This is a genomic window from Bacteroides sp. BFG-606 (assembly GCF_024788145.1).
Lineage (GTDB): Bacteria > Bacteroidota > Bacteroidia > Bacteroidales > Bacteroidaceae > Bacteroides > Bacteroides vicugnae.
The window spans coordinates 560,979-585,234 of sequence record NZ_JANUIL010000001.1; the positions used below are offsets into that span (position 1 = coordinate 560,979).

Annotated in this window: 23 protein-coding genes, 5 tRNA genes and 1 pseudogene; 2 read left to right on the top strand and 27 right to left on the bottom strand. The window is 41.5% G+C overall.

Going from position 1 to position 24,256, the window contains the following annotated elements:
- Position 1 precedes the first annotated feature (1 nt).
- The 27 genes and pseudogenes from rpsS to rpsU all read right to left on the bottom strand — a co-directional run bounded on the left by rpsS (position 2) and on the right by rpsU (position 21,502).
- A complete protein-coding gene (rpsS, locus tag NXV01_RS02280; protein ID WP_004296345.1) occupies positions 2 to 271 on the bottom strand; it encodes a 30S ribosomal protein S19 in 270 nt (89 codons plus the stop codon).
- Positions 272 to 291: 20 nt separating this feature from the next.
- A complete protein-coding gene (gene rplB, locus NXV01_RS02285) occupies positions 292 to 1,116 on the bottom strand; it encodes a 50S ribosomal protein L2 (protein ID WP_148365520.1) in 825 nt (274 codons plus the stop codon).
- A gap of 5 nt (positions 1,117 to 1,121) precedes the next feature.
- Entirely contained in the window at positions 1,122 to 1,412 is a 291-nt protein-coding gene (rplW, locus tag NXV01_RS02290; protein ID WP_004296347.1) for a 50S ribosomal protein L23, read from the bottom strand.
- A gap of 16 nt (positions 1,413 to 1,428) precedes the next feature.
- Positions 1,429 to 2,055: a 50S ribosomal protein L4 gene (gene rplD, locus NXV01_RS02295; RefSeq protein ID WP_259021640.1), complete on the bottom strand. Its 627-nt coding sequence runs from the start codon at positions 2,053 to 2,055 to the stop codon at positions 1,429 to 1,431.
- On the bottom strand, positions 2,055 to 2,672 hold the full coding sequence (gene rplC / locus NXV01_RS02300; protein ID WP_148365521.1) for a 50S ribosomal protein L3: 618 nt from the start codon (positions 2,670 to 2,672) through the stop codon (positions 2,055 to 2,057). Before rplC ends, rplD begins: the two co-directional genes overlap by 1 nt.
- A gap of 18 nt (positions 2,673 to 2,690) precedes the next feature.
- Positions 2,691 to 2,996 carry a 30S ribosomal protein S10 gene (rpsJ, locus tag NXV01_RS02305; protein WP_002558075.1) on the bottom strand — a complete coding sequence of 102 codons (306 nt, stop codon included), beginning with the start codon at positions 2,994 to 2,996 and terminating at the stop codon, positions 2,691 to 2,693.
- Positions 2,997 to 3,077: 81 nt separating this feature from the next.
- Positions 3,078 to 5,195 carry an elongation factor G gene (gene fusA / locus NXV01_RS02310; protein ID WP_148365522.1) on the bottom strand — a complete coding sequence of 706 codons (2,118 nt, stop codon included), beginning with the start codon at positions 5,193 to 5,195 and terminating at the stop codon, positions 3,078 to 3,080.
- Positions 5,196 to 5,239: 44 nt separating this feature from the next.
- Positions 5,240 to 5,716 carry a 30S ribosomal protein S7 gene (gene rpsG / locus NXV01_RS02315; protein ID WP_148365523.1) on the bottom strand — a complete coding sequence of 159 codons (477 nt, stop codon included), beginning with the start codon at positions 5,714 to 5,716 and terminating at the stop codon, positions 5,240 to 5,242.
- Between the two features lie 143 nt (positions 5,717 to 5,859).
- Entirely contained in the window at positions 5,860 to 6,270 is a 411-nt protein-coding gene (gene rpsL, locus NXV01_RS02320; protein WP_002558078.1) for a 30S ribosomal protein S12, read from the bottom strand.
- A gap of 135 nt (positions 6,271 to 6,405) precedes the next feature.
- Positions 6,406 to 6,714 (bottom strand): DUF3467 domain-containing protein, encoded by a 309-nt coding sequence (locus NXV01_RS02325; RefSeq protein WP_148365524.1) that lies wholly within the window; start codon positions 6,712 to 6,714, stop codon positions 6,406 to 6,408.
- A gap of 146 nt (positions 6,715 to 6,860) precedes the next feature.
- Entirely contained in the window at positions 6,861 to 11,144 is a 4,284-nt protein-coding gene (gene rpoC, locus NXV01_RS02330) for a DNA-directed RNA polymerase subunit beta' (RefSeq protein WP_148365525.1), read from the bottom strand.
- A 104-nt stretch (positions 11,145 to 11,248) separates the two neighbouring features.
- Complete coding sequence (gene rpoB / locus NXV01_RS02335; RefSeq protein WP_099145749.1) at positions 11,249 to 15,061, bottom strand: DNA-directed RNA polymerase subunit beta; 3,813 nt, start codon at positions 15,059 to 15,061, stop codon at positions 11,249 to 11,251.
- Between the two features lie 104 nt (positions 15,062 to 15,165).
- On the bottom strand, positions 15,166 to 15,540 hold the full coding sequence (gene rplL / locus NXV01_RS02340) for a 50S ribosomal protein L7/L12 (RefSeq protein ID WP_004296358.1): 375 nt from the start codon (positions 15,538 to 15,540) through the stop codon (positions 15,166 to 15,168).
- Positions 15,541 to 15,632: 92 nt separating this feature from the next.
- Positions 15,633 to 16,154 (bottom strand): 50S ribosomal protein L10, encoded by a 522-nt coding sequence (rplJ, locus tag NXV01_RS02345; RefSeq protein ID WP_099145748.1) that lies wholly within the window; start codon positions 16,152 to 16,154, stop codon positions 15,633 to 15,635.
- A gap of 15 nt (positions 16,155 to 16,169) precedes the next feature.
- Positions 16,170 to 16,868 carry a 50S ribosomal protein L1 gene (rplA, locus tag NXV01_RS02350; protein WP_004296360.1) on the bottom strand — a complete coding sequence of 233 codons (699 nt, stop codon included), beginning with the start codon at positions 16,866 to 16,868 and terminating at the stop codon, positions 16,170 to 16,172.
- 15 nt (positions 16,869 to 16,883) lie between these two features.
- Positions 16,884 to 17,328 (bottom strand): annotated as a pseudogene (gene rplK / locus NXV01_RS02355) (50S ribosomal protein L11).
- A 62-nt stretch (positions 17,329 to 17,390) separates the two neighbouring features.
- The gene (gene nusG / locus NXV01_RS02360) at positions 17,391 to 17,933 is read right to left on the bottom strand and encodes a transcription termination/antitermination protein NusG (RefSeq protein WP_004296362.1); all 543 of its coding nucleotides are present in this window, start codon (positions 17,931 to 17,933) and stop codon (positions 17,391 to 17,393) included.
- Positions 17,934 to 17,950: 17 nt separating this feature from the next.
- Positions 17,951 to 18,142 (bottom strand): preprotein translocase subunit SecE, encoded by a 192-nt coding sequence (gene secE / locus NXV01_RS02365; protein ID WP_004296363.1) that lies wholly within the window; start codon positions 18,140 to 18,142, stop codon positions 17,951 to 17,953.
- 14 nt (positions 18,143 to 18,156) lie between these two features.
- Positions 18,157 to 18,229, bottom strand: a tRNA-Trp gene (locus NXV01_RS02370).
- Positions 18,230 to 18,282: 53 nt separating this feature from the next.
- Entirely contained in the window at positions 18,283 to 19,467 is a 1,185-nt protein-coding gene (tuf, locus tag NXV01_RS02375) for an elongation factor Tu (protein WP_008997824.1), read from the bottom strand.
- A 51-nt stretch (positions 19,468 to 19,518) separates the two neighbouring features.
- A tRNA-Thr gene (locus NXV01_RS02380) sits at positions 19,519 to 19,590 on the bottom strand.
- Between the two features lie 10 nt (positions 19,591 to 19,600).
- Positions 19,601 to 19,673, bottom strand: a tRNA-Gly gene (locus NXV01_RS02385).
- Positions 19,674 to 19,701: 28 nt separating this feature from the next.
- Positions 19,702 to 19,784: transfer RNA gene (locus NXV01_RS02390), tRNA-Tyr, on the bottom strand.
- A gap of 85 nt (positions 19,785 to 19,869) precedes the next feature.
- Positions 19,870 to 19,943 (bottom strand) — tRNA-Thr (locus NXV01_RS02395).
- 97 nt (positions 19,944 to 20,040) lie between these two features.
- Positions 20,041 to 20,340: a ribosome hibernation-promoting factor, HPF/YfiA family gene (gene hpf / locus NXV01_RS02400; protein WP_004310895.1), complete on the bottom strand. Its 300-nt coding sequence runs from the start codon at positions 20,338 to 20,340 to the stop codon at positions 20,041 to 20,043.
- Positions 20,341 to 20,355: 15 nt separating this feature from the next.
- Positions 20,356 to 21,237 carry a tyrosine recombinase XerC gene (gene xerC, locus NXV01_RS02405; RefSeq protein ID WP_259021641.1) on the bottom strand — a complete coding sequence of 294 codons (882 nt, stop codon included), beginning with the start codon at positions 21,235 to 21,237 and terminating at the stop codon, positions 20,356 to 20,358.
- A 73-nt stretch (positions 21,238 to 21,310) separates the two neighbouring features.
- Positions 21,311 to 21,502 (bottom strand): 30S ribosomal protein S21, encoded by a 192-nt coding sequence (gene rpsU / locus NXV01_RS02410; RefSeq protein WP_002558090.1) that lies wholly within the window; start codon positions 21,500 to 21,502, stop codon positions 21,311 to 21,313.
- A 188-nt stretch (positions 21,503 to 21,690) separates the two neighbouring features.
- Between rpsU and NXV01_RS02415 the strand changes: the two genes are divergently transcribed.
- Both NXV01_RS02415 and NXV01_RS02420 read left to right on the top strand, forming a co-directional pair.
- Positions 21,691 to 23,472 (top strand): aminopeptidase P family protein, encoded by a 1,782-nt coding sequence (locus NXV01_RS02415; RefSeq protein WP_259021642.1) that lies wholly within the window; start codon positions 21,691 to 21,693, stop codon positions 23,470 to 23,472.
- Positions 23,473 to 23,599: 127 nt separating this feature from the next.
- Entirely contained in the window at positions 23,600 to 24,112 is a 513-nt protein-coding gene (locus tag NXV01_RS02420; protein ID WP_008997822.1) for a gamma carbonic anhydrase family protein, read from the top strand.
- Positions 24,113 to 24,256 lie beyond the last annotated feature (144 nt).

Genomic DNA, 24,256 nt, shown 5'->3' on the forward strand with positions numbered 1-24,256 from the left:
GTTATCTTTTCTTGTTACCAGCATGTCCTCTGAATGTACGAGTTGGAGCAAATTCGCCCAACTTGTGTCCTACCATATTCTCGGTAACATAAACAGGAATAAATTTATTTCCATTGTGAACTGCAACTGTATGGCCTACAAAATCAGGCGAAATCATTGAAGCTCTGGCCCAAGTCTTTACTACGACTTTCTTACCAGATTCATTCATGGCAAGAATTCTCTTTTCAAGCTTAACGTTAATATATGGACCTTTTTTTAATGAACGACTCATAGTTTACTCAATTAATCAGATTACTTTTTTCTTCTCTCAATAATGTACTTAGACGACTGTTTCTTAGGAGCTCTAGTCTTAAGTCCCTTAGCGTACAATCCCTTACGTGATCTTGGATGACCTCCGGAAGCGCGTCCTTCACCACCACCCATCGGGTGATCAACCGGGTTCATTACAACACCACGGTTACGAGGACGACGTCCTTGCCAACGAGAACGTCCGGCTTTACCTGAACTTTCCAATCCATGATCAGAGTTACCTACACTACCGACAGTAGCTTTACAAGTGCTAAGAATCTGTCTAACTTCACCTGAAGGCAACTTAATTACACAATACTTACCCTCGCGAGAAGTCAACTGAGCAAAGTTACCAGCTGAACGAACCAGAGCAGCACCCTGTCCCGGACGTAATTCGATATTGTGAATCACAGTACCCACCGGAATGTTTTGAAGAGGAAGAGCATTACCAATCTCTGGCGCTGCTGTTTCACCTGACATTAGAGTCGCACCAACTTGCAATCCATTGGGAGCAATAATATATCTTTTTTCTCCATCAGCATAAAATAACAGAGCGATACGAGCCGAACGATTCGGATCGTATTCAATTGTTTTAACTACTGCTGGAACACCGTCCTTATTTCTCTTGAAATCAACAATTCTAATCACCTTTCTATGACCGCCACCAATGTAGCGCATAGTCATCTTACCTTCGCTGTTACGACCACCAGATGATTTCTTACCATATACAAGAGACTTTTCTGGTACTGATGCAGTAATTTCTTCGAAAGTACCAATAATTTTATGTCTTTGCCCCGGTGTTGTGGGCTTAAATTTACGTACTGCCATTTTTATTAAATATTGCTATAAAAATCAATAGTATCTCCTTCTTTCAATGTCACGATTGCTTTTTTGAAAGCATTCGTACGACCATTGATGATACCTGCTTTGGTATAACGGCTCTTATTTTTGCCAGCATACTTCACAGTATTCACATCAACTACTGTAACATTATAAAGAGCTTCAATTTCCTTCTTAATTTCCAGTTTGTTAGCTTCAGGACGTACAACAAAGCCGAAACGATTCAGCTTATCTGTGATTGCAGTCATTTTCTCTGTTACCAACGGTTTAATAATAATTCCCATTATTTAAGCCTCCTTTTTAAATTAAGATATTGTCAATAGCCTTCAGAGAGTTTTCTGTAAGCACAACAACCCCAGCATTCAATACTCTGTAAGTATTTAATCCCGAGATAGTCTGCACATTAGCACCCTCAATGTTACGAGCTGACAAATATACGTTTTTATTTGCTTCCGGTAAAATCACAAGTAGCTTTTTATCGGAAACTTTAAGATTTTTTGTCATTGCAACGAAATCTTTTGTCCTAGGAGCTTCAAATGTGAAATCCTCAACGACAACGATTGCATCGTTTTGAGCTTTATAAGACAAAGCTGACTTACGAGCCAATGTCTTAACTTTTTTATTCAACTTAAAGAAGTAGTCTCTTGGCTTCGGACCGAAAACGCGGGCACCACCTACAAGAACCGGTGAGTTCATATCACCACGACGAGCTCCGCCACCACCTTTCTGGCGACCGATCTTACGAGTTGAACCACTGATTTCACTTCTTTCTTTTGACTTATGAGTACCCTGACGCTGATTGGCCATAAATTGTTTTACATCCAAATAGATAGCGTGGTCGTTGGGCTCAATTCCGAAGATAGATTCGTTTAACGTAACCTTTCTCCCAGTGTCTTCACCTTTAATGTTATATACGTTAACTTCCATTATTTCTCAATTAATACGATTGAACCTTTGCAACCCGGGATAGAACCTTTGATCAAAAGAAGGTTATGATCCGCGATTACTTTTAATACCTGCAAGTTTTGTACAGTGACTCTGTCACCACCAAGTTGTCCACCCATACGCATTCCCTTGAATACTTTTGCAGGGTAAGAACAAGCACCAATAGAACCCGGTTTACGAGCGCGGTTGTGCTGTCCGTGAGTAGCCTGACCCACACCACCAAAACCATGTCTTTTTACTACACCCTGGAAACCCTTACCTTTAGAAGTTCCAACAACGTCAACAAAGTTAGCATCGTTAAACATCTCTACGGTAACAGTATCACCCAGATTCAATTCTGTCTCAAATTCTTTGAACTCAGCCAAGTGTCTCTTCGGTGTTACTCCTGCTCTTTTAAAATGTCCCATCAACGGTTTAGTTGTATGTTTTTCCTTTTTGTCTTGGAAACCCAACTGAACAGCTGCATAGCCATCTTTTTCTACAGTTTTAACTTGAGTAACAACACAAGGACCTGCTTCGATAACAGTGCATGGTACATTTTTACCATCGGCACTGAAAACGGATGTCATTCCGATTTTTTTTCCTAATAATCCTGGCATTTCACTATTTTTTAATTATCAAACTTTAATTTCTACTTCCACACCACTTGGCAATTCTAACTTCATCAGAGCATCTACTGTCTTAGCTGTTGAGCTATAGATGTCGATCAATCTCTTATAAGAAGAGAGTTCAAATTGCTCACGAGACTTTTTGTTTACGAAAGTCGAACGGTTCACAGTAAAGATACGCTTGTGCGTAGGCAGAGGTATCGGACCGCTAACAATAGCACCTGTAGCTTTTACAGTTCTTACAATTTTCTCAGCTGACTTGTCAACCAAGTTGTGGTCGTAAGATTTCAATTTAATTCTAATTTTCTGACTCATTATTTTTTTTTAATTAATACATTTATAATAAGATAAAGCGGCAGGCTAAGAGTCATTCGCTAGCCTGCTGCTTTAGATATTTTAGAGTAAATCAGCACGTCCTTTTACTTCTTCCAATACAGCTTTGGCAATAGAAGAAGAAAGTTGAGCGTGATGAGAGTAAGTCATTGATGAAGTTGCACGTCCAGAAGTGATAGTACGTAAAGCTGTTACATAACCAAACATTTCTGCCAGCGGAACCATTGCCTTCACGATACGAGCACCAGAACGACTAGATTCCATTCCTTCAACCTGTCCACGACGTTTATTCAAGTCACCGATAACATCACCCATGTTTTCTTCCGGAGTTACAACTTCCAGTTTCATGATAGGTTCCATCAAAACAGGACCTGCCTTAGCGCATGCATTCTTATAGGCTTGCATTGCACAGATTTCGAATGACAACTGGTCAGAGTCAACTGGGTGGAATGAACCATCAACCAAAGTTACTTTCAATGAATCCAGCGGATAACCTGCCAAAACGCCACTCTTCATGGCATTCGTAAAGCCTTTCTGAACTGCAGGGATGAATTCCTTAGGAATATTACCACCCTTTACTTCATCGATAAACTGCAGACCTCCTTCTTTGAAGTCTTCATCAACCGGACCAATCTTAACGATGATATCAGCAAATTTACCACGACCACCAGACTGTTTCTTATACACTTCACGAAGATCAACTGTCTTAGTGATAGCTTCTTTATAATTAACCTGTGGTTTACCTTGATTACACTCTACTTTAAACTCACGCTTCAGACGATCGATGATAATATCCAAGTGCAACTCACCCATACCAGAAATAACAGTCTGCCCTGTTTGTTCATCAGTTTTCACTGTAAACGTCGGATCTTCTTCAGCCAATTTAGCCAAACCGTTAGACAGTTTATCCATATCTTTCTGAGTCTTAGGTTCTACAGCGATACCAATAACCGGTTCCGGGAAGTCCATAGATTCAAGTACTATCGGAGCAGTTTCATCACACAAAGTATCCCCTGTACGAATATCTTTGAATCCTACACCTGCACCAATATCACCAGCACCGATTACTTCAACCGGATTCTGTTTGTTAGAGTGCATCTGGAACAGACGAGAAACGCGTTCTTTCTTACCAGAGCGAGAGTTGTAAATATAAGAACCTGCTTCAATTTTACCTGAATAAACACGGAAGAAAGTCAAACGACCCACATATGGGTCAGTTGCAATCTTAAATGCCAAAGCCGATGTTTTTTCATCATCACTTGGCTTACGATCTTCTTCAGCTCCTGTATTAGGATTTGTACCGATAACATTCTCTGTATCCAGCGGAGAAGGCAAGAAAGCACAAACGTAGTCAAGCAAAGTCTGAACACCTTTATTCTTGAAAGAAGATCCACATAACATAGGAACTACAGCCATTTGAACTGTTGCATTGCGAAGAGCTCTCAACACTTCCTCTTCAGTAATAGTAGAAGGATCATCGAAATACTTCTCCATCAAAGCATCATCAAATTCAGCTACTTTTTCAAGCATCTTATCTCTCCATTCATTCGCTTCGTCAACAAGATTTGCCGGAATTTCTTCTACAGTATAATCCGCTCCCATTGTTTCATCATGCCAATAAATAGCTTTCATTTTGATAAGATCAACAAGACCTCTGAAAGATTCTTCAGCACCGATGGGAACAACAATAGGACATGGATTAGCTCCAAGAACATCCTTCATCTGACGAACTACTTCAAAGAAGTCAGCACCAGAGCGGTCCATCTTATTTACATAAGCAATACGAGGAACGTTATATTTATCAGCTTGACGCCATACTGTTTCCGATTGAGGCTCAACACCACCAACAGCACAGTAAGCAGCCACAGCTCCATCAAGAATACGCAATGAACGTTCTACCTCTGCGGTAAAGTCAACGTGCCCCGGAGTGTCAATCAAGTTAATTTTATAAGTATCACCAGCATACTTCCATCTAGTTGTTGTAGCAGCAGATGTAATAGTGATACCACGTTCTTGCTCCTGTTCCATCCAGTCCATAGTAGCAGCACCGTCATGAACTTCACCAATTTTGTGAGTCAATCCAGTGTAGAACAAGATACGTTCAGAAGTAGTTGTTTTTCCGGCATCAATGTGAGCCATGATACCGATATTACGAGTTAAATGTAAATCATGTTTAGCCATCTTCAATTCCTTTACTTTAAGTTTATATTTGGTTTCTTACAGTATTAGAATCTAAAATGAGCAAATGCACGGTTAGCTTCTGCCATTCTATGCATATCTTCTTTACGTTTGTATGCACCGCCTTGTTCATTGAAGGCATCCATAATTTCAGCAGCCAACTTGTCAGCCATTGATTTACCACCTCTTTTACGAGCATACAGAATCAGGTTCTTCATTGAAATTGATTCTTTACGGTCCGGACGGATTTCGGTAGGAACTTGGAAAGTAGCACCACCTACACGGCGAGACTTTACTTCCACTTGCGGAGTTACATTATCCAAAGCCTTTTTCCAGATTTCGAGAGCAGATTTTTCTTCGTTAGGAAGTTTTACTTTCACTGTTTCCAGAGCGGCATAAAAGATTTCATAAGATGTATTTTTCTTTCCATCATACATCAAGTGGTTCACGAACTTAGAAACCTTTTGATCATTAAACACGGGATCCGGAAGGATTACGCGTTTTTTTGGTTTTGCTTTTCTCATTTGTTTGAAAAATAATGTTTTTGTTCTTGGTTGTCTACTTCTTGACTTCTTCAACTCTCCCTCCGGAGAATTTACTCAACCTTTAGCATTTCCAACAAACTAAAACGTAAGTTATTACTTTAATTTTAATTAGGTCTTAATCCTTATTTTTTCTTACCTTTAGCTGGAGCGGCAGCTTGTCCCGGTTTCGGACGCTTAGCACCATACTTAGAACGTCTCTGAGTACGACCAGCAACACCTGCTGTATCAAGTGTACCACGAACGATGTGATAACGTACACCCGGAAGGTCTTTTACACGACCGCCACGTACCAAAACGATTGAGTGTTCCTGCAAGTTGTGACCTTCTCCCGGAATGTATGAGTTCACCTCTTTTTGGTTAGTCAAACGTACACGAGCTACTTTACGCATTGCAGAGTTCGGCTTCTTCGGAGTAGTAGTATATACTCTCACGCAAACGCCACGTCTTTGAGGACATGAATCCAAGGCTGGAGATTTACTTTTCTCCACCAGCACTTCGCGTCCTTTTCTTACTAATTGCTGAATTGTAGGCATTTTAATTGTTTTTTGATTTATATTATTGTTATATTAATTTCGTAACTATACATTTTGGGCTGCAAAAATACGAATAATATTTGAATATTCAATGCGCTACAACTTTTTTTTTTTTTTAATGTTTTTATATCATCCTCACGCTTCGCCTTTTACACCTGTCAAGGGAGGAAGAGAAGGTTCATCTGAAGTACGAATCGGCCCGAATACCCGTTCATACTTTGCTATATTGTCTTCCAGTGCCCGCAGCAGACGTTTTGCGTGTTCTGGAGCCACAATAATGCGAGATTGCACCCCAGCCTTCGGTATACCCGGCATTACGCGCACGAAGTCAAGAATGAATTCAGAACTAGAATGAGTAATAATAGCTAGATTTGCATAAGTGCCCTGCGCTACCTCTTCTCTCAATTCAATCTGTAATTGTCCGTTGTTATTTTGTTCTTCCATATTTTATATGATTAAAAAGTTATCCTGCAAAATAACACATTTTTCCTGAGACTAATAGCAATACACACAAGTAAAAAAGAAATAAAAAAAGGAGCAATTGCCCAATCTGGCAATCGCTCCTTCTCATATAGTCAATTGAATTGTATTTATTCTACTTCATTGTAGTCAAGTACTGTTTTCTTGTTAGCCAAGATACGGTCATACTCTTCCTTTGATCCAACGATGAGTTTTTCGAATTCGCGCTGACCGGTACCTGCAGGAATCAAGTGACCACAAATCACATTTTCCTTCATACCTTCCAACTTATCGACCTTACCGTTGATAGCAGCCTCATTCAAGACTTTCGTTGTTTCCTGGAAGGAAGCCGCTGACATGAAGCTTGAAGTCTGTAAAGCAGCACGTGTAATACCCTGAAGGATCTGAGTAGAGGTAGCAGCAACAGCGTCACGAACCTCAACCGGTTTCAAGTCACGACGTTTCAACATACTGTTCTCATCACGCAACTTGCGGGCAGTTACAATCTGACCTGCTTGCATATTTTGAGAATCACCAGCATCCACTACGACTTTCTTACCCCAGATACGATCATTTTCTTCCATGAATTCCAGTTTATCTACAACTTGCTGTTCGAGGAAACGAGTATCTCCCGGTTCATCAATCTGCACCTTGCGCATCATCTGACGAACAATAATCTCGAAGTGCTTATCATTGATCTTCACACCCTGCAAACGGTATACATCCTGAACTTCATTCACGATATATTCTTGTACAGCTGTAGGACCTTTAATTGCCAAGATATCTGCTGGAGTAGTAGCACCGTCAGACAACGGAGTACCTGCACGTACATAGTCATTTTCCTGTACCAGAATCTGCTTAGACAATGCAACCAGATATTTCTTAACCTCACCAGTCTTAGAAGTTACAATGATCTCACGGTTACCACGCTTGATCTTACCCATTGTTACCTCACCGTCGATTTCAGAAACGACAGCCGGATTTGACGGGTTACGAGCTTCAAACAATTCAGTAACACGAGGAAGACCACCCGTGATATCACCCGCTTTACCTACGGCACGCGGAATCTTCACGATTACTTCACCAGCTTTTACCTTCTGACCGTTCTCGATGATTACGTGACCACCTACCGGTAAGTTATAAGTACGGATCAAATCACCGTCCTCTGTCAAGATATGAGCTGTAGGAACTTTGGTTTTATCCTTGGATTCAATAATAATAATTTCACGAAGACCTGTTGCTTCATCCGATTCAACCTTATAAGTAACGTTTTCAATTACGCCCTCAAATTCGATCTTACCAGTTGCTTCTGTGATAATTACAGCGTTGAACGGGTCCCACTTAGCAATCAGCTTGCCTTTTTCTACCAAATCACCGTCACCTACATACAGTGTTGAACCATAAGGAACGTTATGAGTAGAAAGAACGATACCAGTGTTCACATCCACAAAGCGTACTTCGGCCAAACGACCCACTACCACTTTAGCAGATTCACCCATCTCATCAACGATATCTACCGTACGCAACTCTTCAAATTCAAGACGTGCATTGTTTTTAGCAACGATACTTGCATTAGCAGCAATATTCGCAGCAGTACCACCGGCGTGGAATGTACGCAATGTCAACTGTGTACCCGGCTCACCAATAGACTGAGCTGCAATTACACCGACAGCTTCTCCTCTCTGAACCATACGGCTCGTTGCCAGATTACGTCCGTAACATTTAGCACAAACACCTTTCTTCGCTTCACAAGTTAATACCGAGCGGATTTCAACACTCTCAATCGGAGAATCCTGAATCTTCTTACCAACTTCTTCAGTGATTTCTTCACCACCGGCAACAAGCAATTCACCTGTTGTAGGATGGATTATATCATGTACGGAAACACGTCCTAAGATACGTTCATACAGAGTAGCAATAACTTCATCGTTATTCTTAAGGTCTGTACAAACCAATCCGCGAAGTGTACCGCAGTCTTCTTCTGTAATAATCACATCGTGTGATACGTCCACCAGACGACGAGTCAGATAACCGGCATCGGCAGTCTTCAAAGCGGTATCCGCCAAACCTTTACGAGCACCGTGGGTAGAGATAAAGTACTCCAACACGGAAAGTCCCTCTTTAAAGTTTGACAAAATCGGGTTCTCAATGATCTGACCACCTTCAGCACCTGCTTTCTGCGGTTTTGCCATCAAACCACGCATACCTGATAACTGACGAATCTGTTCTTTAGAACCACGGGCACCAGAGTCAAGCATCATATATACAGAGTTGAATCCCTGATCATCCGAAGAAATTGTCTTCATCAGGATATTAGACAACTCCGAGTTTACATGTGTCCAGATATCGATCACCTGGTTGTAACGTTCGTTGTTGGTAATGAAACCCATGTTATAGTTGTTTACGACTTGTTCTACTTCGTCGTAACCTTTCTGTACCAACGTTTCTTTCTCCTTCGGAATGATAATATCACCCAAGTTGAATGACAAACCACCCTTGAACGCCATCTGATAACCTAAGTTCTTGATTCCATCCAGGAAGTCGGCAGCCTTAGCCACACCACATACCTTAATTACATCACTAATAATATCACGAAGAGATTTCTTAGAGATAATTGTATTGATATAACCAGCTTCAGGCGGAACGATTTCATTAACAATCACACGTCCTACCGAAGTTTCGCGCATTACGTCTACAATGTTACCATTTTCATCAACGTCTTTCACGATAACTTTCACCGGAGCATGAATATCTACCTTACCTTCATTGTAGGCGATCAACGCCTCTTCCGGTCCGTAGAACGTCAAACCTTCACCTTTCGCACCAGCACGCAACTTAGTAATATAGTACAAACCAAGAACCATATCCTGTGCAGGCACAGTAATAGGCGCACCGTTTGCCGGGTTCAAGATATTATGTGATTGAAGCATCAACATTTGTGCTTCCAGAATTGCTTCATTACTCAAAGGCAAGTGAACAGCCATCTGGTCACCGTCAAAGTCAGCGTTGAATGCCGTACATGCCAACGGGTGCAACTGGATAGCTTTACCTTCGATCATCTTAGGCTGGAAAGCCTGAATACCCAAACGGTGCAATGTCGGAGCACGGTTCAACAGTACCGGATGTCCTTTCATTACATGTTCCAGAATATCCCAGATCACCGGTTCCTTGCGGTCAACGATCTTCTTGGCAGACTTTACAGTCTTAACGATACCACGTTCGATAAGCTTACGAATAATAAACGGCTTGTACAATTCGGCAGCCATCAATTTAGGAATACCGCATTCACCCATCTTCAATTCCGGCCCCACGACGATTACCGAACGAGCAGAGTAGTCAACACGTTTACCCAGCAAGTTCTGACGGAAACGTCCTTGCTTACCTTTCAAGCTATCAGACAATGACTTCAACGGGCGGTTGGCGTCTGTCTTCACAGCACTTGACTTACGTGAGTTATCAAACAAAGAATCGACAGATTCCTGAAGCATACGTTTTTCATTACGCAAGATCACTTCCGGAGCCTTGATTTCAATCAGTCGTTTCAGACGGTTATTACGGATAATTACACGACGATAAAGGTCGTTCAAGTCAGATGTAGCAAAACGGCCACCATCCAACGGAACCAACGGACGAAGTTCAGGCGGGATAACCGGTACGATACGTACAATCATCCATTCCGGTTTGTTGCGTCCACGTGATGCACGGAACGACTCTACTACCTGAAGACGTTTCAAAGCTTCATTCTTACGTTGCTGTGAAGCATCGTTACCTGCACGGTGACGCAATTCGTAAGACAAAGCATCCAGATCCAGACGAGCCAGCAAATCATAGATAGCTTCAGCCCCCATCTTTGCAACAAATTTGTTCGGATCATTATCTTCAAGATATTGATTGTCTTTTGGAAGTGTATCCAAAATATCCAGATATTCTTCTTCAGAGAGCAAATCATATTCAGCTACACCGTCTTCAGCTTTTACACCCGGCTGAATAACAACGTAACGTTCGTAGTATATAATCGAATCCAGTTTCTTCGTCGGCAGTCCGAGCAAATAACCGATTTTATTAGGGAGCGAACGGAAATACCAGATGTGAGCCACCGGCACAACCAACTGGATATGTCCCATACGTTCACGGCGTACTTTCTTTTCAGTAACTTCCACACCACAACGGTCGCAGACGATACCTTTATAACGGATACGCTTGTATTTACCGCAATGACATTCATAATCCTTGATAGGACCAAAAATGCGCTCGCAGAACAAACCATCACGTTCGGGTTTGTACGTACGGTAATTAATGGTTTCAGGCTTCAAAACTTCACCACTCGAATTCTCAAGGATTTCTTCCGGAGAAGCCAGACCAATTGAGATCTTCGAGAAATTACTTTTCGTCTTATTTTCTTTTCTAAAAGCCATACTCTATATAATTGAGATTTGATAATTGAATCATTGGAAATTGAAAAGACACGGATGTCAACAGACCGTCATCGGCTTGTTGACACCACATATTCTTTATTATTTTATTCTAGGTTGATACTCAAACCTAATCCTCTCAACTCGTGCAACAATACGTTCAAGGATTCCGGAATACCAGGTTGCGGCATCGGTTCACCTTTCACAATTGCTTCATAAGCTTTCGAACGTCCTACCACGTCATCAGACTTGATAGTAAGGATTTCCTGCAGGATATGAGCAGCACCAAAACCTTCGAGTGCCCAAACCTCCATTTCTCCGAAACGCTGACCACCGAACTGTGCTTTACCACCAAGAGGTTGCTGAGTAATCAATGAGTACGGACCGATAGAACGAGCATGCATCTTGTCTTCAACCATGTGGCCCAACTTCAACATGTATGTCACACCCACAGTAGCTGCCTGGTCAAATTGCTCACCTGTACCACCATCACAAAGATAAGTTTTACAGTAACGAGGCAATCCTGCCTTGTCTGTCCACTGATCCAGATCTTCCATTGTAGCACCGTCAAAAATAGGAGTTGCAAATTTCACACCCAATGTTTTTCCGGCACGCCCTAATACAGCTTCGAAAATCTGACCAATGTTCATACGAGAAGGCACACCCAACGGATTCAATACGATGTCAACCGGAGTACCATCGGACAAGAACGGCATATCTTCCTGACGAACAACACGGGATACAATACCCTTGTTACCGTGGCGACCTGCCATCTTATCACCCACACCAATCTTACGCTTCTTAGCAATATATACTTTTGCCATCTGGATAATACCAGCTGGAAGTTCATCACCAATTGTAATAGCAAACTTCTTACGTTTCAATTCTGCATCCAGCTCTTTGTATTTCTTAATGAAATTCATTACCAGATCACGAATCATACCGTTAATATGATCATCACTAGTCCAGTTGCTCAATTGAATAGAAGTAAAGTCGAGTGAATCAAAATCAGAAACACTGAACTTAGAACCTTTCGCAATTACTTCCGCACCCAGATAATCCTTCACACCTTGAGAAACCTTGCCTTCAGTCAAAGTCATCAGTTTCTTAACCAGAATACGTTTCAGGTCAGCTACCTTAGCTTCAAATTCATCATCAATCTTAGGCAATAATGCTTTATCGGCCAGTTTAGAGCTACGATTCTTAATCACACGTGAGAAAAGTTTCTTATCGATCACAACACCTTTCAAAGAAGGAGAAGCTTTCAAGGAAGCATCTTTCACGTCACCTGCCTTATCACCAAAGATGGCACGAAGCAATTTTTCTTCCGGAGAAGGATCAGATTCACCCTTCGGTGTAATCTTACCAATCATTATATCACCCGGCTCGATACGAGCACCGATTCTAACGATACCATTTTCGTCGAGGTCTTTTGTAGCTTCTTCACTTACATTCGGGATATCAGAAGTCAACTCTTCCATACCACGTTTTGTTTCACGAACTTCCAGAGAATATTCTTCTACGTGAACCGAAGTCAACAAGTCTTCGCGCACCACACGTTCGTTCAATACGATAGCATCCTCATAGTTGTAACCTTTCCAAGGCATGTAAGCAACCAACAAGTTCTTACCCAATGCCAATTCACCCTTTTCTGTAGAATAACCTTCGGTCAAGATGTCACCTTTCTTCACACGCTGGCCTCTGTCACAAATCGGACGCAGGTCAATCGTCATGTTCTGGTTAGTCTTACGGAACTTAGGTATTCTATATTCTTTCAAAGCAGGTTCGAAACTTACGAACTCTTCGTCTTCTGTACGGTCATACAAAATACGGATAGTAGTAGCATCAACGTAGTCAACAACACCATCTCCTTCTGCAGTAATCTGCGTACGAGAGTCTCTTACCAACTGACGTTCGATACCTGTACCTACGATCGGCGCTTCACTTCTCAACAAAGGAACCGCCTGACGCATCATGTTTGATCCCATCAATGCACGGTTAGCATCATCATGTTCCAGGAACGGAATCAATGAAGCAGCAATTGATGCAATCTGCTGAGGAGAAACGTCCATCAAATCAACCTCTGTCGGTTCAACAACCGGGAAATCAGCATCCTGACGAGATTTAACTTTGTTACGCACAAATGTACCGTCATCATTCAACGGAGCATTTCCCTGTGCAATAACCTTTTCTTCCTCTTCTTCAGCAGTCAGATAAATCAGACCGTTATCAGAAAGATCCACTTTCCCGTTTTCGACCTTACGATACGGAGTTTCAATGAATCCCAGATCATTAATCTTAGCAAATACACACAATGAAGAAATCAAACCGATGTTCGGACCTTCAGGAGTTTCAATCGGACAAAGACGACCATAGTGTGTGTAGTGAACGTCACGAACCTCAAATCCGGCACGTTCACGGGAAAGACCACCAGGACCAAGGGCAGACATACGACGCTTGTGCGTAATTTCAGCCAAGGGATTTGTCTGGTCCATGAATTGAGACAATGCATTCGTTCCGAAGAATGAGTTGATTACAGAAGAGATTGTCTTCGCATTAATCAAATCAATCGGAGTAAACACTTCATTGTCACGAACGTTCATACGTTCGCGAATCGTACGAGACATACGAGCCAGACCAACAGCAAACTGATTAGAAAGCTGCTCACCTACCGTACGTACACGACGGTTACTCAAGTGGTCAATATCATCCACATCGGCTTTTGAGTTGATCAACTCAATCAGATATTTGATGATTTCAATGATATCTTCCTTCGTGAGGACACGCACGTCCATATCAGTCGTCAGATTCAACTTTTTGTTGATTCTGTAACGACCTACATCACCAAGGTCATATCGTTTTTCAGAGAAGAACAAGTTGTTGATAACCTCCCTTGCACTTGCGTCATCAGCCGGATCGGCATTACGCAACTGACGGTAGATATACAACACAGCTTCTTTTTCCGAGTTACTCGGGTCCTTCTGCAGCGTATTATATATGATAGAGAAATCGGACTGGTTCGGTTCATCTTTATGTAAAAGGATGTTCTGAACTCCCGACTCCAAAATTTCATCAATATGCACCTCTTCCAGTACGGTTTCACGGTCGATAATAACTTCGTTACGCTCAATAGAAACCACTTCACCGGTATCTTCATCAACGAAATCTTCAATCCATGTTTTCAAGACACGTGCAGCCAATTTACGACCTAGCACTTTCTTCAGATTTGTCTTGTTCACCTTTACATCTTCTGCAAGGTTGAAAATCTCAAGAATATCTTTGTCATTCTCGAAGCCAATTGCACGCAACAAAGTCGTTACCGGCAATTTCTTCTTACGGTCGATGTATGCGTACATCACATTATTGATGTCAGTAGCAAACTCAATCCACGAACCTTTAAACGGAATAATACGAGCCGAATAAAGTTTCGTACCATTGGCATGTACACTCTGACCGAAGAACACACCCGGAGAACGGTGAAGCTGTGACACAACTACGCGTTCGGCACCGTTAATGACGAAAGTAGCCTTATCAGTCATATAAGGGATCGGGCCGAGGAATACGTCCTGAATCACTGTATCAAAATCCTCATGATCGGGGTCCGTACAGTAAAGCTTAAGTTTCGCTTTTAAGGGAACACTATAAGTAAGCCCACGCTCTATACAATCATCGATGGTATAACGCGGCGGATCAATATAATAGTCCAGAAACTCAAGAACAAAATTGTTTCTTGTATCGGCAATAGGGAAGTTTTCAGCAAATACTTTATACAATCCCTCATTCTTGCGCTTTTCAGGTGGGGTATCTAATTGTAGAAAGTCTTGGAATGACTTCAATTGTACTTCCAGGAAATCCGGGTATTCGAGCGGATTCTTAGTCGAAGCAAAATTAACTCTTTGATTTACAGTATTTGAAGACATCTATTAATGAATTTGGAGAACTTAATTTGAAATATATACACAAAAAGGTTAAGAACCCTCTTGTGAAGGATTCTTAACCGAATTACCTGATTACCAGGCCAATGTTATTTAAGTTCAACTTCAGCTCCAGCTTCTTCCAATGTTTTCTTCAATGATTCTGCTTCGTCTTTAGCCAAACCTTCTTTAACTGTGCTAGGAGCACCGTCTACCAAGTCTTTAGCTTCTTTCAAACCTAGACCACAAGCTTCCTTAACGGCCTTAACTACCTGAAGTTTAGCTGCACCAGCGCTCTTCAATACTACGTCGAAAGAAGTTTTTTCTTCTGCGGCAGCAGCACCAGCTGCAGGACCAGCAGCAACAGCTACAGCTGCAGCAGCAGGTTCAATACCATATTCTTCTTTAAGGATAGTTGCAAGTTCATTAACTTCTTTTACTGTCAAGTTAACTAATTGTTCTGCAAAAGCTTTCAAATCTGCCATTTTTTGTATGATTTTAATTGTTTAAATACTTTGTTGATTTTTGAAAATTATTCGGGATGTTATTCCCAAGGCTATAACACCTTTTTCCATTTTTACGCTTCGGTACGTTCACCAAGAGTCTTGAGAACTCCGTGTAGGGTGTTACCACCTGATTGAAGAGCAGAAATAACATTCTTGGCCGGAGATTGCAGCAAGGCAACGATATCGGCGATAACTTCATTCTTACTCTTGATTGAAACGAGAGCATCCAATTGGTCAGCACCAATGTAGAAGCTTTCCTCTGCATATGCAGCTTTCAGTCCGGGAATACCGTCTTTTGCTTTGTCTTTGATCAGCTTAGCAGGAACGTTTGCAGTATTGCTAAACATAACAGCAGTAGTACCTTTCAAAGAACCGTAAAGAGGTGAAAAGTCTTCTTCCAAACTTTCGAGTGCCTTGTGAAGCAGAGTGTTTTTAACCACCATCAATTTGATGTCTGATTTAAAGCAATCTCTTCTCAATGCGCTGGTAGCGGCAGCATCCATAGCTGTAACGTCCACCAAGTAGAAGTGACCATATTCCTTTACTGTAGCAGCAATTTGCTCTATAATCGTACTTTTATCTTCCTTTCTCATTATTTCTCTGTTTTATTAGATTTCATCCACTGATTTCGGGTCGATCTTAATACCCGCACTCATTGTACTAGAAAGATAAATACTCTTAATATATGTACCCTTTGCTGCGGTCGGTTTCAGTTTGTTCAGAGTAGAGATGAACTCTTTCGCATTGTCGCGAATCTGATCAGGACTGAATGATACCTTACCGATAGAAGTGTGAACAATACCGCTCTTATCAACCTTAAAGTCAATTTTACCTTGTTTTACTTCTTTTACAGCCTTAGCAACATCCATAGTTACAGTACCACTCTTAGGGTTCGGCATCAATCCACGAGGACCGAGTACACGACCGAGTGCACCAATTTTACCCATGATAGATGGCATAGTGATGATTACATCAATATCAGTCCATCCACCTTTGATCTTTTCAATATATTCGTCAAGACCAACATAGTCAGCACCTGCTTCTTTTGCAGCAGCTTCAGCATCCGGTGTACAAAGTACCAACACACGCACTTCTTTACCAGTACCATGAGGAAGTGAAACAACACCTCTCACCATCTGGTTAGCTTTACGCGGGTCAACCCCTAAACGTACATCAATATCCAGTGAAGCATCGAATTTGGAAAAAGTGATTTCTTTTACCAAAGATGCAGCTTCTTTCAGTGAGTATGCTTTCCCTGCTTCAATCTTTTCTGCAGCTAACTTTTGATTTTTTGTCAGTTTACCCATTACAATTGAAGTTTATTAGTTATTAACCGGGAACTCCCCTTTTACAGCGATACCCATACTTCCTAGCTGTACCTGCAACCATTCTCATGGCAGCTTCCACAGTAAAACAGTTCAAGTCAACCATTTTGTCCTGAGCAATCGTACGAATCTGTTCCCAAGTAAGCTCGGCAACTTTCTTACGGTTAGGCTCAGCAGAACCACTCTTTACCTTAGCTACTTCAAGTAATTGAATAGCAACGGGAGGAGTCTTGATTACAAAATCGAAAGACTTATCTGCGTAGTAAGTAATGATAACAGGTAAAATTTTACCTGCTTTGTCTTGGGTTCTGGCATTGAATTGCTTGCAAAATTCCATGATATTGATACCCTTAGAACCCAAAGCAGGTCCAACGGGAGGTGATGGATTTGCAGCGCCTCCTTTAATCTGTAATTTGATTAGTCCAGCAACTTCTTTAGCCATTTTTTTTATTGATTTATATATAAACATTAAACGAAGAACAACAACAGCGTAACAATTCCGTGTTATTCCTTTTCCACTTGCATAAAGCCCAATTCAAGCGGTGTTTTGCGCCCGAATATCTTTACCATGACCTTTAGTTTCTTTTTTTCACTATTCACTTCTTCAATGATGCCACTGAATCCGCTAAAAGGTCCAAAAGTAACTTTTACAGTTTCACCCACTACGTACGGAATATTGAGTTCTTCACCCGTTTCCTGCAGTTCGTCCACTGTACCAAGTATACGATTCACTTCTGATTGTCTGAGAGGCACCGGTTTTTCGGAGCCACCTAAAAAGCCTATCACATTCGGAGTGTTGCGCAAGTGATGAGCGACCTCACCAACCAAAGCAGCCTCCACCAAAACGTAACCAGGAAGATAACTTCTTTCCTTCACAATTTTTTTGCCATTGCGAACCTGGTAAACTTTTTCAGTAGGAATCAATACCTGAGATACATATTCACCAAGGTCGCTGTTCTTAAGATCAGCTTCAAGATATTCCTTTACCTTAGCTTCTTTTCCACTAATAGCACGCAGAACGTACCATTTCTTTTCAATCTCAGCCATTTTCAATTCCTATTTTTTTAATGTGGATAAACGATTTTTTCCATGAAGTTCTGGAAACAGACATCCATACCCCATACTACCAATGCAATAAGCAGGGAAGCATATAAAACAACTACTGCACTGTTAGCAAGTTCAGAATACGTAGGCCACGATACTTTATGTACAAGTTCGTCGTAAGATTCTTTAATATAAGCTATTACCTTTTTCATTTCAATAATATTAGCACGGGAGGAGAGGCTCGAACTCCCGACACCCGGTTTTGGAGACCGGTGCTCTACCAACTGAGCTACTCCCGTGTGTACATAATCAGTTCCCGATGAAAAACCGGGAACTGATTAATTATTGTGTATTAGTCGATAATTTCAGTAATCTGACCAGCACCTACCGTACGTCCACCTTCGCGGATAGCGAAACGAAGACCCGGGTTCAATGCTACTGGGTAGATCAACTCAACTGTAATAGTTACGTTATCACCCGGCATTACCATTTCTGTTCCTTCCGGCAAAGTGATTTCACCTGTACAGTCCATAGTACGCAAGTAGAACTGAGGACGATATTTGTTGTGGAACGGAGTGTGACGACCACCTTCTTCTTTCTTCAGGATATAAACCTCAGCTTTGAATTTAGAGTGCGGTTTAATCTGACCCGGTTTACAAAGAACCATACCACGTTTGATTTCGTTCTTGTCAACACCACGAAGCAAAAGACCCACGTTATCACCAGCTTCACCTTGATCCAACAGTTTACGGAACATTTCAACACCAGTTACAACTGATTTCTTATCTTCACCTAAACCAAGGATTTCAATTTCATCACCAACGTGAATAATACCTGTTTCGATACGTCCTGTTGCTACAGTACCACGACCTGTGATAGAGAATACGTCTTCAACCGGCATCAAGAATGGTTTATCAACATCGCGCGGAGGCAGTGGAATCCAAGTATCAACAGCATCCATCAGCTCCATAACTTTGTCTTCCCATTTTTCAACACCGTTCAATGCGCCAAGAGCAGAACCACGGATGATAGGAGTATTGTCACCGTCGAAATCATAGAATGAAAGAAGTTCTCTCATTTCCATTTCAACGAGTTCCAACATTTCTTCGTCGTCTACCATATCGCATTTGTTCAAGAATACAACCAGACGAGGAACGTTTACCTGACGAGCCAACAGAATGTGTTCGCGAGTTTGAGGCATCGGACCATCAGTTGCAGCACAAACGATGATAGCACCGTCCATCTGAGCAGCACCAGTTACCATGTTCTTTACGTAGTCGGCGTGACCCGGGCAGTCTACGTGTGCATAGTGACGGTTAGCTGTTTGATATTCAACGTGAGAAGTATTGATAGTAATACCTCTTTCTTTTTCTTCAGGAGCGTTGTCGATAGAATCGAAAGAACGCAATTCTGAAAGACCTTTTTTTGCCAACACTGTAGTGATAGCAGCTGTCAACGTTGTCTTACCGTGGTCTACGTGACCGATTGTACCAATGTTCACATGCGGTTTGGTACGTTCAAATTTCTCTTTAGCCATAGCTTTACTTGTTATTTATTTGATTAATAATCAGCATTTACATCCTTTATGAGCTGTTACCGGGATTTGAACCCGGGACCTCTTCCTTACCAAGGAAGTGCTCTACCACTGAGCTATAACAGCAAGAAAAGAGAGCGGAAGACGGGGCTCAAACCCGCGACCCTCAGCTTGGAAGGCTAATGCTCTATCAACTGAGCTACTTCCGCATTCTTGCCAAAGTTGTCACTCTGATTGTGGGCAAAGATGGATTCGAACCACCGAAGGCGTAAGCCAGCAGATTTACAGTCTGCCCCATTTGGCCACTCTGGTATTTGCCCTTTTCAAAATCAAGAAATAAAAGAACTCTTTCCAAACAATATGATAAAGACAGATGTTCTTTCTTTGTTCTTCAGTTTCTTTTTGAGCCTCTTGTCGGATTCGAACCAACGACCCCGAGATTACAAATCACGTGCTCTGGCCAACTGAGCTAAAGAGGCAAACTTACTAAAAAATGCAACCGTCACGTTCTAACGCGAGCGAAACGGCTGCAAATTTAGTTATTTATTTCTTTCCCGCAAAATATTTGGGATTTTTTTATTTGCTACGTTGCTTTTCCTTGTATTTAACCAGCTGTTTTCCGAGCGCTTCCACATCTAAATCAATTGCCTCTTCAAATGTATCACACACTTTGCTTGCATAAAACTCTCCATTAGGGATTAATATTTTAATGCCTGCTTCTTTATTTTCAGCAACTTCTGGTTTTACTACCTTTAATGACACCTCTACTTTCTTTATATCTTCGTAATATTTTTCCAACTTAGACACTTTCTTCTGAATAAATGCCTGCAATTGCTCTGACGCATCAAAGTGAATTGATTGAATTCTAACATCCATACTTACCTCCTTTTTTTAAGCTCTTGGATGAGCTTGTTTATACACTTTTTTAAGTTCTTCAAATGTGGCATGCGTATAGATCTCGGTAGTCGTAATGCTCTCGTGACCTAAAAGTTCTTTTACCGCGCCCAACTCCGCTTCATTATTCAGCATTGTGGTAGCAAAAGTATGCCTCAACACGTGAGGACTCCTTTTCTTCAGCGTTGCCACCTTTGACAGGTTCCGTTTCACTAAATTATAGACCAGATTCTTATAAAGCCGTTCGCCATTCTCTCTAATAAAGAAAGCCTCCGACCTTTCCGGAATCGTTTCGTTTCTTACATTAATATATTCAAGCATCAACTCCCGCAGTTCATCACCGAACGGTATCAGTCGTTGCTTATTTCTTTTCCCGGTCACTTTCAGAAGAGAAGCCGAAAAATCCACATCCTTATCATCCAAACCTATTAATTCCGAAAGTCTCATGCCAGTAGCATAAAACACTTCAATCACCAACCGGTCCCGACAACCTTTAAATCCTTCGCCAAAATCCGTATCATCCAACAACCGATTCATTTCGTTCTCTTTTAAGAACACAGGCAACGGCTTTTTGTTTTTAGGTCCTTTTATTTTACGCAAAGGATCTATAGTCGTTTCTCCCTGTCTTATGAGATACTTGTAAAACGTTCGGAGCGAACTTAGCTTACGATTTACAGAAGTTGAGGTATACCCTTTATCCATCAATGAAACAATCCATTCACGAATCAGTTCCGCCTCGACCTCTAACGGATTAAACTTTCCATACTCTTCCTGAGCAAACTCCTGCAGTTGCTTTATATCTTCACCGTACGCAAGAACGGTTTTTCCAGAATAGTTCCGCTCATACTGGAGATAATCAAGAAAAGATTCTATCAACATAATATCGCTACATCTAAAATCGTGCAACGAATGTATGAAAAGAATTCAATAATTCAAAGGAAATTACGAATTATTAATCTTCTACTTGCTGAAGTTGTTGTACGTAAACTGCGCGTTCTTTCTTAAGTCTTTTAGTTACAGACGGTTTATCAAACTGCTGTCTGCTTCTCAATTCTTTTACGATGCCAGTTTTCTCAAATTTTCTTTTGAACTTCTTCAGCGCTTTTTCAATGTTTTCGCCTTCTTTTACAGGTACTACAATCATTTTGTTACTATTAATATGTTATGATTAAAAAAATTCCGCAGTCAAATTGCGCCGCAAAATTACACATACTTTCTTTATTCACAAAACTTTCGGCAAATATTTCTCAAAAACTATTCATAAACAAGTCATTAAATGCAGAAAGTTAGTACCTTTGAAACACTTACATGTCTATAATAATATAATAAGGTATGAAACAGAACATAAAAGAACGAGTGCATGCTTTGCGCATGACCTTCCATCCCAATTACATCAAAGCATTCATTATCCCCAGCACCGACCCTCATCTTAGTGAGTATGTGGCTCCCCACTGGATGTCACGCGAATGGATTTCCGGTTTCACAGGTTCCGCAGGAACAGCGGTCATCCTGATGGACAAAGCGGGATTATGGACCGACTCACGTTACTTCCTTCAGGCAGAGAAAGAGCTGGAAGGCAGCGGCATCACACTCTACAAAGAGATGTTGCCGGAAACTCCAAGCATAACAGAGTTTCTCTGCCAGCACTTAAAACCCGGAGAATCTGTAAGCATTGACGGGAAAATGTTCTCCGTGCAACAGGTAGAACAAATGAAAGAAGAACTAGCGGTACATCAGTTACAGGTAGATATATTTGGAGATCCATTAAAAAACATCTGGAAAGACCGTCCCTCCATCCCTGACTCTCCAGCTTTTATTTATGATATCAAATATGCAGGAAAAAGCTGCGAAGAAAAAATATCCGCCATCCGTTCGGAGTTGAAGAAGAAAGGCGTCTATGCTTTATTCATATCTGCACTGGACGAAATAGCATGGACTCTCAATCTACGAGGAAACGACGTACATTGCAATCCAGTCATAGTGAGCTACCTGTTAATTACACAGGATGAGGTGACTTACTTTATTTCTCCGGAAAAAGTGACGCCGGAGGTCGAGACTTATCTAAAAAAACAACAAATAGGAATACAGAAATATGATGAGGTAGAGACATTCCTGAATTCTTTCGCCGGAGAAAATATTCTTATTGATCCACGGAAAACGAATTATGCGATTTACTCGGCCATCCATCCGAAATGTTCCATTATTCGCGGCGAGTCTCCCGTCACATTATTGAAAGCCATTCGTAATGAGCAGGAAATAGCCGGCATCCATGCTGCCATGCAACGGGATGGAGTGGCACTTGTCAGATTTCTCAAGTGGCTGGAAGAATCTGTATCCACCGGAAAAGAAACTGAATTAAGTATAGATAAAAAGCTGCATGAGTTCAGAGCAGCACAGCCTCTCTACATGGGAGAAAGCTTCGACACCATTGCAGGATATAAAGAGCATGGAGCAATCGTGCATTATTCGGCAACGCCGGAAAGCGATGTACCCCTTCAGCCTAAAGGGTTCCTACTCTTAGATTCAGGGGCACAATACTTGGACGGAACCACTGACATCACTCGTACCATCGCATTAGGCGAACTGACGGAAGAGGAAAAGACGGATTATACCTTAATATTAAAGGGACACATAGCATTGGCTATGGCCAAATTCCCAGCCGGAACCCGTGGTGCGCAACTCGATGTACTGGCGCGTATGCCTATCTGGAACCACAGAATGAACTTTCTCCATGGCACAGGGCACGGCGTCGGGCATTTCTTGAGTATACACGAAGGTCCACAAAGCATTCGTATGAATGAGAACCCTGTAATTCTCCAACCCGGTATGGTTACATCCAACGAACCTGGTGTTTATAAGGCAGGCAGTCACGGGATACGTACGGAGAATCTGACGTTAGTCTGCAAAGATGGAGAAGGAATGTTTGGAGAATATCTTAAATTTGAGACTATCACTTTATGTCCTATCTGCAAAAAGGGGATCATCAAGGAGATGTTGACAAAGGAGGAAATCGAATGGCTGAATAATTACCATCAGACTGTTTACGAAAAGCTATCTCCAGATCTTAACGAGGAAGAAAAAGTCTGGTTACAGGAAGCTACCACTTCTATTTAAGAAATAAGATGTCTGACACCCGGGTGTCAGCATACCCAACACCCGGATGTCAAGCTTACCAAGACCCGGGTGTCGGACAACATAACATAGTATCAACTAAAAAACATTATTAAATCAAACAAATCTCATGGCTTTAATAAAATCAGTACGCGGATTCACCCCCGAAATCGGAGAAAACTGTTTTCTCGCAGATAACGCAACTATTATAGGAGATGTAAAAATAGGAAATGATTGTAGCATCTGGTTTAGTACCGTATTAAGAGGAGATGTCAACTCTATACGAATCGGCAATGGCGTTAACATCCAAGACGGAAGTGTCTTGCATACATTATACCAGAAATCGACTATTGAAATAGGCGACCATGTATCTGTAGGACACAATGTCACGATCCATGGGGCAACCATCAAAGACTATGCTCTAGTTGGAATGGGATCAACCATCCTGGACCATGCCGTAGTAGGAGAAGGCGCAATTGTTGCTGCCGGTTCGTTGGTATTAAGCAATACCATTATTGAACCCGGAAGCATCTGGGGAGGAGTACCTGCCAAGTTTATCAAAAACGTAGACCCCGAGCAAGCCAAAGAGCTTAATCAGAAGATCGCTCACAATTATCTGATGTATTCTCAATGGTATAAGTAGAAGATAAACATTAGATAACTAAACAGATACAAGATGAGAGATACATTTCAAAACAAGTATCTCTCATCTTTTTATCCACCTAATAACATTCATATAATTATTTCTCATTCTATTTTTAGCTACCTCCCATCATTCTCCCACCAT